Raw genomic sequence first — 12,938 nt, 5'->3', positions numbered from 1 at the left:
AACCAAGTATCATCTTGGAATTAATGGTTCATTTTTGAAGTTTATCAATCTAAAAATGCAATGCTATCGAGGTTAACATGAAGAAAATTTTAATGATGCTATCAGCTATTCTTTCGATTTCAGTTCTAGCATCTTGTGGTTTCATTAAAAACAAGAGTAATACAGAATCTTCATCTACATTATCATCTGTATCCAAAGATGATAAGACTAGTACATCAACAGAAGAAAAGGCTGGAAATACAAGTGACTCGTCAACCAAGGAGTCACAATCAATTGCTGAAAATAAGAATGAAACTGGACCAGATTTGTATAAAGAAGTGATTGAACGCTATACTCACTATACAGATCTTTTACATCAAGGGAATAGAGAAGATCTCGAAGAGGAAATCAAACAAAATGATATTACTTCAGAGGAATATGGTCTGATCTTTTCACGAATGGATTATCAAAATGCACCAGACTTTAAATATGCTCTTGTTGATTTGAATAAGGATGGTCAAGACGAGTTGCTTATTGGGTATGAAAAATTTGTTTCAGCCATTTACTATTTGGACAATCAAAAACCTAGTTTACTTCACACTGCTTATGTCCCTTCTGCAGGAGGTTTTCGCTCAGGCTTTGTTATTTACGAAAATGGTCAAGTTTGTTATGCAGACTGGCAGTCAACTCGTCCAGAAATGAATCTAGCTCTATACTCGTTTGATAAAAATGGAGTGCAGAAGATTAAAGAAGCAACTATTCAAATCGGTGGCAATGAGAAAGCAGAGCAAGTTTTAGATATTTCTTCTGAAAAGCTTGAGTTGGATAACCTTGAATGGAAAGAATTGAATCCAGCTAATTAGTTTTGAATTATTTTTCTAGTCAATTTTGATTCTACCGAGCAAGTAGTGAAGTAGAAATTGAAGCTACACAAAAACCAAGGAAATTATCCTTGGTTTTTAGCTTGCTAGAAAAAGGGATTAAAAGTCTTTTCGTGAGCGATAGTCGTAGCTGGACCATGCCCAGGATAGACATCGTAGTTAGGAAGAGTAAAGAGTTGCGTCTGAATGCTATGGAGGAGTTGTTCCGTGCTACCAGTAGGAAGGTCTGTCCGTCCAATGGTTTCTCGGAATAGAGCATCTCCGGTCAAGACTAGATGGGCATCAGGAAAAACCAGGGAAACACCGCCAATAGAGTGCCCTGGGGTTGGTAGAACGGTAAAATGAAATTCCTCAAGCTGGTATTCCTCATGAAAGACAAAGGTGTGTTCTGCTGGTTTTGCGACCACATCTGCCATATCGTCGTGACGAGGTAGCCCAGAGAGATTGTCAACGGGGGTATAGAGCCAGCTAGCTTCACTCTCTGCTACATAAACGGGAGGATTTCCAAAAACTTCACGAACTAAGTCCAGACTCATAATATGGTCGTAGTGGGTGTGGGTCAGGAGAATCGCACAGACTGGTTTGTTGATTTTTTCGATAGTCTTGCGGATGGCTTCCCAATGGCTACCTGGGTCAACCACAATCAGGTGTTGGTCTCCTTCTAGATAATAAGTGTTTTCATAGGCAACGGGATTCACAGTTTTATGGATTTTCATAAATCTTCCTCTCTCAAAGAATGTACTAAATTAAGTATAGCATAGAAGAGAGAAATAAAGTGAAAAGAAAGTCCCTCTTTTGTTTAAGAGGGACAACGGTCTTATTTAAACTTGAAACCTTCGTAAATGAGTTTTGCTTTGGGATTCTTTTTCTTGATTTGCTTGGCAAGGGCCTTCATCATAGGAAGAGGTCCACACATATAGACAGTAGTCTGTTCAGGGATTTCTTCTTGATCCAAAGTCAGGTACCCTTTTTCATTGCTATCGACTAGTTGCAGGTCAAAGTTAGCATTTTGATGGGCGTAGTCTCGAAGTAGATCTAGGTAGACAGCATTTTCCTCTCCACGGAAACTATAGTAGAAGCGGACGTTCCTGTCTAGGATAGGATGCTCTCGGATATAAGAGATGAAAGGTGTAATTCCAATACCACCTGCAATCCAGATTTGCTGCATTGGACCGTCTTCCATAGTCATATGCCCATAGGCGCGATCAACTGCAACCTTGCTACCAACTTGAAGATTGTCATAGATATTCTTGGTGTGGTCACCAGAGTTTTTTATCGTAAAATAAAGAGTTTGTCCTTGTCCTCCAGAGATGGAGAAAGGGTGTGGAGCAGTCTCAAAACCTTTTTGGAAAATTTTTAGAAAGGCAAATTGCCCATATTCGTAAATGAAAGGATGACTGAGTTCTATTTCAATTTCAGTCGTGTCGTGGTTGAGGCGTTTGATTCCTACGATTTTTCCAAGATAGGTGAAACCGATCTTTTGATAAAGGAAAATAATATAAAAACCTGCAAGCAAGCCTAAAATAGCATAGATTCCAAAGATAAGACCTAGGAAACTAAAGGAGAGAAGGCGATTTCCCATGATCATTAAAACATGAAAGAGGCCAAAGATATAAGCTAGATAAACCAATCGATGAATCCATCTCCATGCTTCATACTGGATGTATTGTCCCAGATAGGCAACCAGAACGATACTGATAAAGATATAGATAGCGATATTTCCAAACTGGGCGGCCAAATGCGAACCCCAGAGACCGCCCATGCTAAAGTTGTGAAGGGTTAGTAGGAGAATGGATAGAAAAGCGGTGAATTTATGAGCTAGATACATCTTTTCAAGTCCGTTAAACCAAGCCTCAAGCAGGGGTAAACGGCTAGCTAGTATAAAAGTAAGTGAGAGGGTAGTGAGAGCTAAACCAGGGATTAGAAACTGACTAGCGCCTGAACTAAGCCAAGCTAGAATAGTCAGAAGCATACTAAGTCCGATGAATAAAATACCTTTTAATGATTTCATAGTAGAAGTCCTTTCGTAGATTTATCTTCTATTAGATGTAATAATATTTGTTACATTTTAACAAAAAAGGAATCTGTAGTCAAGGTTTAGGGTCTCCGCCTCTAAGTCAAATCTTCATGATAATCTATAAATAACGGCTAAGAAATATACTGTTAGATTTGTGTACTTCTTATAGAAAATTTTTTGTTATAACAATGTAAGGGTGGAGAAAATTTAACTTCTACAAAACTCAAAAAATAAATTAATACATTAAAGTGTATTTTATTTAATTATAAGATAAATGATACCTGAAATTTACACGTTGTAAACATATGTGAATATTGGTATTTTAAAGCATTTGATGTTAAATTATCTTTGTATTTTTCTCAAATAAAATTATTAAAAATGTTGAAAAAGAGAACAGAAAATGTTAGTATGAATATGCATATTGAATATGAGGATATAATCCTTTTAGAATAACGAAATTTAAAGACCAATTTTCGAGAAGGGAAAGAAATTTCGTTTTTTCTATATTTCGATATCAACATAATAAAAATAGGGAGGTTGTTTTTCTTATGAAGAGTAAGCAACAGGGTTTTAGAACGGAGAAATACATTCGATATGGGATTCGAAAGTATAGTTTTGGAGCGGCATCAGTAGCAATTTCAGCAGGCTTGATGTTTTTGGGCAATGGAGCAGTATCAGCGATGGAACTTCAAGGAGCAGATACTACGCTTGTTTCAACATCGACATTGAATACGGAATCATCTACGGAAACAGAAAAATCAGAAACTTCGATAGAAAAAGAAAAAGAAGTTACCCTTAAGACGGTTGATAAAACGGATTTAGTTAAAAAAATTACAGAACTTGAAGAGAAAGTAAAAATAGCAAAGAATATAGATGACGTGGTACTAACATCTGCTAAAGAACTATTAGATTCTGCGAAATCTGTCATCTCAAAAGAGATAGTTGAGCAAGAGGAAGTGGATACTGAACTTGCTAAGATTAAAGAGTTAATTACGGTATTTGCTGAGTCTGTAGAAGTTGAGAAAATAACGGAATCTACAGAAAAAGCAGAAGAAACAAAAGAAACTGGAGTACCAGTCCTAGAAGCTAAAAAAGTCTTAGAACAAGTTACGTCTGAAGCTGAGGTAACCAATGTTTTAGCAACTGAAGCAGTCCGGAAAAATAAGCTTGAGTCTGAAAACAAAGCGGCGATTGAGGCGGCGGTAGCTAATAATAAGGAAGTTATTGCAGAAACTAAAAAAGTCTTAGCGAATGATGCCCTTAGAGCTAAACAAATCAATGACCAATTGTCACGCTTAAATGATTCCATTCTTGCTGTCTACAATGATCTGAAAAAAGCAGGAGTTGGAAAAGACGGGAACTTTGGAGTAGCTTTGGCTGCTCAAGATTTCTATGCTGAAGAAGGGACAAATGTCTCTCGTGTCTCAGAAATAAATGCTTCAAATCATACAGGTAAGGATACCTATACGATTCCAGTACAAGAAATTAAACTAATGACGGGTACTGATGCTACAGGGTTAGAGATAGAAGTCTATTCTAATCAGCGAGTTGGCAATGATACAAATGCTGGAAATGGGATGCATACAGAACAAGGTGGAAAGACTGGTCATAACAACAAAGGACGTGTAGACTATCCATTAACTCCTGATGCAGCTAAAAAATTAGCAGAAGAAGCACCTCTTTGGAGAAACAAACTCCGTGCGGATGGGTCAAGAATTTCAAATGCTGCAACTTCGATTTACTCTGCTAATGGTGGCTATGAATATTTAGCTACAGAAATTTATGGATTGGGTTACGAACAAGGAATTGATCGTGTACTAATTAAAGGCTTGAAAGATCGTATCGCTGTTTCTGAAAATGCCAAGCAAGCTGGTTGGAGTTTAACTTCTGTAACCCCAACTAACCTTGTGCCGGGATTGACATACGATTCAGAAACAGACACAATTCAAGGAAAAGTTATAGCGGATATTGAAAATGGAGTTTATGATTTACGATTTAATATTACTGCGACCAATACAGATGGTCGAACGGTAACTTTCCAAATTCAGAATCTTCGTGCTGGTTGGGTCGGGTGGCAAGATAGTACGCCTCCTAAAATAAAATCAGATTCTGAGCGTTATGATCGTAATGTTGGTGACGATGCTAATGTAAATATTCAATTCTATGATGAGTCAGGTGCAAGTGCAACACCAGCAAATAGTCGAGGAACTTATAACTATACGACGGTTGAAGGCAAAGTTGTAAGAGTACCTCAAAGATTCTCTAGAGCAGTGACAGGAATTTCAGGATATAACACTATTAGTGAACAATTAGATGATTCTAAAGTATTAATTCCAGGAACTAAATATAGTGTTGCGAATAGTACTTCTGAAGAGCAGGCTGCTGATCAAACGAATATGGGGAGAGGAATCATTTCTGGAAAATTAACTGAAGCAGGAATTTACACAGTCTCCGTATTTGCAAAAGATTATGATAAGTTGGCTAATAATAATGTCTGGAACCAATCTGGACAAGAAGCACATGCTACCGTAACATTAGTTGTGAAACCAAAGGTTGAGGTTCAAAACGTTGAAACTTACTCAACAGTTGTACCAGTTAAAATTTCTAAAGGTGCATCAAGTGCTAAGGTAACAATGCCTGATGGTACTGTAACCAATCTAAAAGCAGTTAATGGCAAATGGCTCGTAGACAGTGGTTCAACCAACACAGCTGTTTCTGAAAATCAGGAATTAGGTACTGTAGATTCAGATACAGTCTTTAATATTCCTGTGACATCAGAGGCGACTGCCAAAGTTGGTGTGGACAATATTAGAGTAGAAGCATCTGTTGAAAATGTGAAGGGAACTTTCTTACGTGAACAAGTTGAATTAAATGGAACAGATGGGCAAAAACATACTGCTACTTTTAATAAGGCTACCGGACACTGGGAGCTACCTGGCGACTATGCTGAAAGTAAAACACTGAATGGTGATGGTACGACAAGATGGACTAAACGTCAAGTGTACACAGAAGCTCAGCAAGACGGTGGTATGAAATTTTATATCTATGAGTACATTCGACAGCTTGATAGCACTGAGAAAGTGACAAGTGTAGAAACACCAACTCGCCCAGAAACGATTTATGTTTCTAAGAACACTAATCAAGTAGGTGATGGAATGTCAGTAACTGTCACTTATGACAAACATTCAAATACCTGGGTGTCATCTGATGGAACGGAAGTGACTGCTACTAAGCTTGGAAATGACTCTTGGGAAGTTCATACTAAGTCAGGATTTGGTGGTATTATTAGAGGAACGATTGCTACAAATACTGATGTGGCAACTGTTGTAAATACAAAACCAACAGTAACTTCACAAGATTATACTTCAATAAAAGGTACTGCGGTTGACCTTCGTAATGAAGCAAAAGCGGCAGTAAGCATCTCAGACTCTGAAGATACTAAATATGGTAAAACAACCTATATCACTCGAATCACAGTAACATCGCCTTCAGGAGTTCAAAAAGTATTTGATACTAAACAAGATGCAAACAACTACAATATTGCTAGTGGATATAGCTTAAATGAAGTAGGGGTATATACTGTTAAGATTGATGTTATTGATAGTAATGGAAATTACACTACTGAAGCAACAATCGGTGGAACTGAGTCGGGAGTTGATCATGGAGTTGATTCATCAACCGCTACAACATCCTACCATATTACAGTAACTGATACGATTGAAGGACATAATGTGACTTCGACTGATATTCAAGGTGCTACTCAAAAAGAAGCTCCAACCTTTACATCTGTTGGAGATGGATCACCAGTAAAACTAAGTGCTTCTTCGCCTGCTAAGTTAGTAGATCCAAAAACAGGTGGATTTGTTGATACTCTAACAATTGATGGTCAGGGTACCTACTCAATTAATAATGAAACAGGCGAAGTAACCTTTGTTCCATTGAAGACATTTACCGGTACAGCTACACCTGTCACAGTTTCACTTACTGCAAAATTAGGAAAAGATGCTAATGATACGGATATTACAGCAACTGCTACAGCAACGTATACTCCAACTGTAATACCTGTTAAACCAACTTCTACAGATGATGAATCCGAAGGTCCAAAAGGACAAACACAAAACGGTACACCAACTTTTACTGGTGGTAAAGTTACAGTAAATGGTGTGGAGAAAACTGTAGAAATTGATGAAAATGTCAAACCAACCTTTGATGATGGTTCAACTAAAAAAGTTGTTCCAGGTGAAGGAACTTATACCATTGATGAAAATGGTGTGGTAACTTTCACACCAGAAAAAGACTTTGTTGGGAAGGCTTCAGGAGTTACAGTCAAACGAGTTGATAAGAACGGAACAGAAATAACTGCAAAATACACTCCAACTGTACGTCCAATTACTTCATTTGTAGATACTAAGGGGAATACATTAATTCCAACAGAAGACGGTGAACAACCTAAGAAAGATATTCCAGGTTACCGCTTCGTAGAGACTAAGAGACTTCCAAACGGTGACACAGAACACGTTTATGAGAAGGTTAAGACCAGTCATAAGGATAAGGAAGAGAATGAGATTCCAGGTTATCCAAGTGAAGATGGTGAACAACCTAAGAAAGATATTCCAGGTTACCGCTTCGTAGAGACTAAGAAACTTCCAAACGGGGATACAGAACACGTTTATGAGAAGTTTAAGACCAGTCATAAGGATAAGGAAGGGAACGAGATTCCAGGTTATCCAACAGAAGACGGTGAACAACCTAAGAAGGATATTTCAGGTTACCGCTTCGTCGAGACCAAGAAACTTCCAAACGGTGACACGGAACATGTCTACGAAAAAGTTAAGACCAGTCACAAGGATAAGGAAGGGAATGAAATTCCAGGTTATCCAAGTGAAGATGGTGAACAACCTAAGAAAGATATTCCAGGTTACCGCTTCGTAGAGACCAAGAAACTTCCAAACGGTGACACAGAACACGTTTATGAGAAGGTTAAGACCAGTCATAAGGATAAGGAAGGGAACGAGATTCCAGGTTATCCAACAGAAGACGGTGAACAACCTAAGAAAGATATTCCAGGTTACCGCTTCGTCGAGACCAAGAAACTTCCAAACGGGGATACAGAACACGTTTATGAGAAAGTTGTTACTGCCCCTCAACAAAAACCGACTGAGCAATCTCCAACTACTAAAGCAACCAAAGAATTACCTAATACTGGTATGGAAGATCATGCAGCTTTGGCAGCTCTAGGAGTACTTGGTTTGATGAGCGGATTTGGACTTGTGTCTCGCAAGAAAAAAGAAGACTAATTCTATACTCGAGATTCTAAGTAGTATCCTTTAGTTTCTTAAAAAAAACCAACTAATCATTAGATTAGTTGGTTTTTGTCTATTCTCGATTTTTCCAAGCTTGGTAACGGGTATCAATCAAGAGTTGGGTTAGTCGTCCCATGGTTTCTCTTTCTTCAGGAGTGAGGGATTGAGCTTGGACAAAGAGATGGTGAATGTGTTCAATGACCTTGAAGGAAGAAAGATCGTTGATAGAGGAGATGCCTGCATCAAGAATAATTCCAAAAAAGAGGTCGAAGTAGAGCTGCAGTTCTTCGTCAGGAACTGTTTCAACCCATTCCTTGAAGGTAGTATCAACTTGCTGGCTGTCACTATTGGTCTCGTCTAGTTGGACAAAGTGTTTGTCTTCAACCTGCCAACTAAAGGTGTCGTGCTGAGCAAGGCCACCTAAAGCGCTGCTTCGAACGATGATCTTTTTATTCGGAATTTCCAGCATCATTCCGATGATAGACCCTTGCGGGATAAACACTTTCGTTCTTTCCATCATTTTTTGATAGCCAGGTGTTTCGGTTAGTTCCTTGTGAAGCCCAGGGGAATCAAAAGTATAGACAGCTACAATGTTTTTCTGTAAGTTTGGATCAAGTTGACTGGCAGCATAGACAGCTAGATTGCCTCCTTTTGAATGCCCTGCTAGAATAACCTTTTGGTTAGGATGTTGGGGAAAAAAGTCCTCTAAATACTGGAGGGCATGTTTTTGAGCAGGGATTTCCTTCATATAGGTCATATGGAAATCTTCTTTCCAACCAATGATGCTGTCATCCGTCCCGCGAAAAACAAGCAAATAGGTATCGAGACTGATACGATAAGTCATAGCTGCGAACTGTTTTTGCAATTCAGGATCGATATCGTTGATAAAGTCTGAGAGCTTGCAATTTTTAAAGCGTTTGTGTTGAGCGAGCTGAACCAACAACTGGAGACGGTTTTTATTGGTCAACATCGTCGTGTCTCTAGGAATTTGGGGTGCAAGATCTATGAGGCGCTTGGGTTTTTGGGTTACTACACCATCAAAAGCAAGATAGGTCAACTCAGTCAAGGCAAGAACGTCTAACTCATTCACGGGGAGGTCATAAAAGGAATCGTATGCTACATCATTGAGGTAGTCAAAAATATTGGCCATAAAAGCTCCTTTCTCTATGTTTATCCTATCACATTTACCTAGAATTAGCTAGTGGGCTTGTTCGAATGACCTAGTAGGATTTGATTGAAATACATAGAAGATAGATTGCTCCTATTTCAAACCTCTAAACGAGCTTACTTGTATGTTTTTGATATCAATACCATTTTCCTTTAAAAAAATCTTCATCTCATTTACATCATCAGGCTGCCCTGTGATGAGATAGCTGGCTTGATTGCCGTATTCGTCAATAACACGTTTTAAAAATTCTTGACTTTGAGAAAGTTCATCGCTAGTTTTATAAGTAAAATTCGGTGTTTTTTGAGCCAGTTCTTTCATCTCATTATCGAAAATAGTAACTCCTTTGTCAAAATGGTTGAGAATAATCGGACATTTACCAGCCCATTCTTTGATAAGGGGGCGTAGAGCGGAAATGCCGACATCAGATGCAAAGCAAACTAGTGGCTGATTCGTATCTTTAACAGTCAAAGAGGAATCCAGCCAACTCATCTCAATCTCACTGCCAGCTGGTAAATGTGTCAAGGTGTTCTTAAAGTCGCTACCGCTATTATGCGTTAAAATGAGGATTTCATCTTCATCAGGTGTGGAGGCAATGGTTAGCCATCGACTGATATGCTCACCCTTGGCTTCGTTTTTCCTAGCAGCGGACGAGGTATCAGGGAGTGTAAACTTAGCATAAGCCCCAGCTTTCCAGATTTGATGACTCGGTTTTGTGATATGAATTAAATATAGATCTCCGCTGGGGTTTTCGATGGATTTTATCGATAATGTCTGGCTTCGTCCAAGATAGGTGATGGCACCCCAAGTTATAAGGGCTAGTAATCCAAGTGTTGATAGAATGATAATAAACATTTTTTTACCTCTTTTCATTTTTTATGACTCCTTTTCTTAATTTTATGAATGAACTATAAAAAAATTCATTCATATCTTTTCAAAAAATAAAGAAAACCATTTTCTTTATTTTAGAACTCCTTTTATGAAGTTGGTTGCAAGTATTTCGACAGTTTTGCCTATATCTGGAAAATCTTTTTCCGTGATATGCATATCCATGTAGTAAAATAGGTTGTAAACTTGTAAAATCTCTTGAATCTTTTCCGGAGAATACCCCTCAGCCTGCATACGATTTGTAAAAGTTTTAACTAGAAACTGATGAAATGGATTTGCGACTTTGCCTTCTTCTGAGGAATAGTAGCTATGCAAGTCATCGGCTATGGCAGGATTGTACCATTCTGCAAGGATTTTATTGGAAGAAACGAGAGTTCTGGACTGAGCAAATAGTTGACCAATGAGGTCGATCATGTCAATTTCCCAATCCAGTTCTTCGATCATAGCTTGGCGAACACGATTGTTTTCATCTATATAGATGTCTAGAAAAATGGCTTCTTTACTCTCGTAATAGTTATAAAAAGAACCAACTGCAACACCAGCTTGCCTAGCAATTTCTGAAATTCCTGTTGCCTTGTAACCTTTTTTCGAAAAAACTTCATAGGCTGCTGTCTTTAAAGATTGTTTTTTGTCCAATATGATTTAACCTCCTTCGTTTTATGAATGAATAAATTGATTTATTCATTCATTCATTCATATTCTAACAAATCATGGCTAGCTTGTCAATAAGAAGGCTAGATCTATTAAATAAGTTAAAGAAACGCTAACTAAATGAGCACAAAAAGGAAAATATAGGATAAGGCTGGAACTATAATTAAAAATAAGGTATGATATCAATGGGATTATTCTCTATTTAGCTTTCGTTTCCGAATCTGGATTTTAAAAATAGGTTGATAAATAGTAGAGATACCAATCCATTGATTTTTTATAAAGGTTTTTTATAGTTTGAACAAGAGTAAAGGAGGATCGCATGCACAAGATTTTACTAGTAGAAGATGACCAAGTTATTCGACAACAAGTGGGGAAACTGCTCTCTGAGTGGGGCTTTGAGGTCATTTTGGTAGAAGACTTTATGGAAGTGCTGAGTTTATTTGTCCAGTCGGAACCTCATCTGGTCCTCATGGATATCGGTCTGCCTCTTTTTAATGGTTACCACTGGTGCCAGGAGATTCGCAAGATTTCCAAGGTACCGATTATGTTTCTGTCATCGAGAGACCAGGCGATGGATATTGTCATGGCGATCAATATGGGAGCGGATGACTTTGTAACTAAGCCTTTTGACCAGCAGGTTCTTTTGGCTAAGGTTCAGGGTTTGCTGCGCCGTTCCTATGAGTTTGGGCGGGATGAAAGTTTACTAGAGTATGCAGGTGTGATTCTCAATACCAAGTCTATGGACCTGCACTATCAGGGGGAAGTTCTGAGTTTGACCAAGAATGAATTTCAAATTTTGCGGGTCTTGTTTGAACATGCTGGCAATATCGTGGCGCGTGATGACCTGATGCGGGAACTCTGGAATAGCGACTTTTTCATCGATGACAATACCTTGTCTGTCAATGTTGCTCGCCTGCGTAAAAAGTTGGAGGAGCAAGGTTTAGCAGGCTTTATCGAAACCAAGAAAGGGATAGGATACGGACTGAAACATGTTTGATTGGAAATCATTTTTTCTAGCCTATCTGCGTTCTCGCAGTCGCATCTTTGTCTATATTTTTTCATTAGGCTTTCTCGTCCTTCTCTTTCAGTTTTTATTTGCTAGTCTAGGAACTTATTTTCTTTATTTCTTTCTGCTCAGTAGTTTTTTGACTTTCTTATTTTTGGCTTGGGATATATTTGCAGAAGCTCAGGTTTACCGTCAGGAAGTACTCTATGCTGAGAGAGACCCAAAGTCTCCTCTGGAATGTGCGCTAGCAGAAAAGCTCGAAGAGCGTGAATCTGAATTGTATCAAAAGAAGTCTGAAGCGCAGAGCAAGCTGACGGATTTGCTGGACTACTACACCTTGTGGGTTCATCAGATCAAGACCCCCATTGCGGCTAGTCGACTTTTAGTGGCAGAAGTTTCTGACCGGGAGGTCAAGCAGCAACTGGAACAGGAAATCTTTAAGATTGATTCCTATACCAATCTGGTGTTGCAGTATCTTCGTTTGGAGAGCTTCCACGATGACTTGGTATTTGAAAAGGTTCAAGTGGAGGATTTGGTGAAGGAAGTGGTTCGCAAGTATGCCCTTTTCTTTATCCAAAAAGGACTGACGCTCAATCTCCATGACCTTGACAAAATTATCGTGACTGATAAGAAGTGGTTGTTGGTCGTCATTGAACAAATCCTTTCAAATAGCCTTAAATACACCAAAGATGGTGGGCTAGAGATTTATATGGAAGGTCAGGAACTCTGTATCAAGGATACGGGAATTGGGATAAAAAATAGTGATGTTCTCCGAGTCTTTGAACGTGGTTTTTCAGGATATAATGGTCGTCTAACCCAGCAGTCGTCTGGACTTGGACTTTATCTATCTAAGAAAATTTCTGAAGAACTGGGTCACCAGATTCGCATCGAGTCTGAGGTTGGGATAGGAACAACTGTTCGCATCAAGTTTTCCAATAGGAATCTGATGATTGAGTGAGCATAGTTGATGATAACCTTATCCATTCGTGGAATTTTTGTTTTAGTCGATATCTCTATTTTATGTTAACGTTTAGAAGTTACCGTAAGA

The 12,938-nt window shown here is 38.6% G+C and carries 9 protein-coding genes; 4 read left to right on the top strand and 5 right to left on the bottom strand.

Annotated features, from left to right (window positions below; genetic code table 11):
- Nucleotides 1-77 precede the first annotated feature (77 nt).
- Entirely contained in the window at nucleotides 78-842 is a 765-nt protein-coding gene (locus tag ACLV7H_RS07640; RefSeq protein ID WP_411866817.1) for a hypothetical protein, read from the top strand.
- 104 nt (nucleotides 843-946) lie between these two features.
- Here ACLV7H_RS07640 and ACLV7H_RS07635 read toward each other — a convergent pair whose 3' ends face one another.
- Nucleotides 947-1,576 (bottom strand): MBL fold metallo-hydrolase, encoded by a 630-nt coding sequence (locus ACLV7H_RS07635; protein WP_411866816.1) that lies wholly within the window; start codon nucleotides 1,574-1,576, stop codon nucleotides 947-949.
- A gap of 101 nt (nucleotides 1,577-1,677) precedes the next feature.
- Entirely contained in the window at nucleotides 1,678-2,871 is a 1,194-nt protein-coding gene (locus ACLV7H_RS07630) for a ferric reductase-like transmembrane domain-containing protein (RefSeq protein ID WP_045590539.1), read from the bottom strand.
- 554 nt (nucleotides 2,872-3,425) lie between these two features.
- Between ACLV7H_RS07630 and ACLV7H_RS07625 the strand changes: the two genes are divergently transcribed.
- The gene (locus tag ACLV7H_RS07625) at nucleotides 3,426-8,174 is read left to right on the top strand and encodes a YSIRK-type signal peptide-containing protein (protein WP_411866815.1); all 4,749 of its coding nucleotides are present in this window, start codon (nucleotides 3,426-3,428) and stop codon (nucleotides 8,172-8,174) included.
- 79 nt (nucleotides 8,175-8,253) lie between these two features.
- Here ACLV7H_RS07625 and ACLV7H_RS07620 read toward each other — a convergent pair whose 3' ends face one another.
- The 3 genes from ACLV7H_RS07620 to ACLV7H_RS07610 all read right to left on the bottom strand — a co-directional run bounded on the left by ACLV7H_RS07620 (nucleotide 8,254) and on the right by ACLV7H_RS07610 (nucleotide 10,875).
- Nucleotides 8,254-9,330: a DUF2974 domain-containing protein gene (locus ACLV7H_RS07620; protein ID WP_411866814.1), complete on the bottom strand. Its 1,077-nt coding sequence runs from the start codon at nucleotides 9,328-9,330 to the stop codon at nucleotides 8,254-8,256.
- 111 nt (nucleotides 9,331-9,441) lie between these two features.
- Complete coding sequence (locus ACLV7H_RS07615) at nucleotides 9,442-10,218, bottom strand: ferredoxin reductase (RefSeq protein WP_411866813.1); 777 nt, start codon at nucleotides 10,216-10,218, stop codon at nucleotides 9,442-9,444.
- 87 nt (nucleotides 10,219-10,305) lie between these two features.
- Entirely contained in the window at nucleotides 10,306-10,875 is a 570-nt protein-coding gene (locus ACLV7H_RS07610) for a TetR/AcrR family transcriptional regulator (RefSeq protein ID WP_411867078.1), read from the bottom strand.
- A gap of 328 nt (nucleotides 10,876-11,203) precedes the next feature.
- Between ACLV7H_RS07610 and ACLV7H_RS07605 the strand changes: the two genes are divergently transcribed.
- A complete protein-coding gene (locus tag ACLV7H_RS07605; protein ID WP_411866812.1) occupies nucleotides 11,204-11,881 on the top strand; it encodes a response regulator transcription factor in 678 nt (225 codons plus the stop codon).
- On the top strand, nucleotides 11,874-12,848 hold the full coding sequence (locus tag ACLV7H_RS07600; RefSeq protein ID WP_411866811.1) for a sensor histidine kinase: 975 nt from the start codon (nucleotides 11,874-11,876) through the stop codon (nucleotides 12,846-12,848). Before ACLV7H_RS07605 ends, ACLV7H_RS07600 begins: the two co-directional genes overlap by 8 nt.
- The last annotated feature ends 90 nt before the right edge of the window (nucleotides 12,849-12,938 follow it).

Source organism: Streptococcus oralis, assembly GCF_965111685.1.
GTDB lineage: Bacteria > Bacillota > Bacilli > Lactobacillales > Streptococcaceae > Streptococcus > Streptococcus oralis_B.
This window is presented reverse-complemented; position numbering and strand designations above follow the sequence as displayed.

Coding starts and splice junctions, on each gene's coding strand:
- ACLV7H_RS07640 (WP_411866817.1), top strand. CDS start 78: ATGAAGAAAATTTTAATGATGCTATCAGCTATTCTTTCGATTTCAGTT.
- ACLV7H_RS07635 (WP_411866816.1), bottom strand. CDS start 1,576: ATGAAAATCCATAAAACTGTGAATCCCGTTGCCTATGAAAACACTTAT.
- ACLV7H_RS07630 (WP_045590539.1), bottom strand. CDS start 2,871: ATGAAATCATTAAAAGGTATTTTATTCATCGGACTTAGTATGCTTCTG.
- ACLV7H_RS07625 (WP_411866815.1), top strand. CDS start 3,426: ATGAAGAGTAAGCAACAGGGTTTTAGAACGGAGAAATACATTCGATAT.
- ACLV7H_RS07620 (WP_411866814.1), bottom strand. CDS start 9,330: ATGGCCAATATTTTTGACTACCTCAATGATGTAGCATACGATTCCTTT.
- ACLV7H_RS07615 (WP_411866813.1), bottom strand. CDS start 10,218: ATGAAAAGAGGTAAAAAAATGTTTATTATCATTCTATCAACACTTGGA.
- ACLV7H_RS07605 (WP_411866812.1), top strand. CDS start 11,204: ATGCACAAGATTTTACTAGTAGAAGATGACCAAGTTATTCGACAACAA.
- ACLV7H_RS07600 (WP_411866811.1), top strand. CDS start 11,874: ATGTTTGATTGGAAATCATTTTTTCTAGCCTATCTGCGTTCTCGCAGT.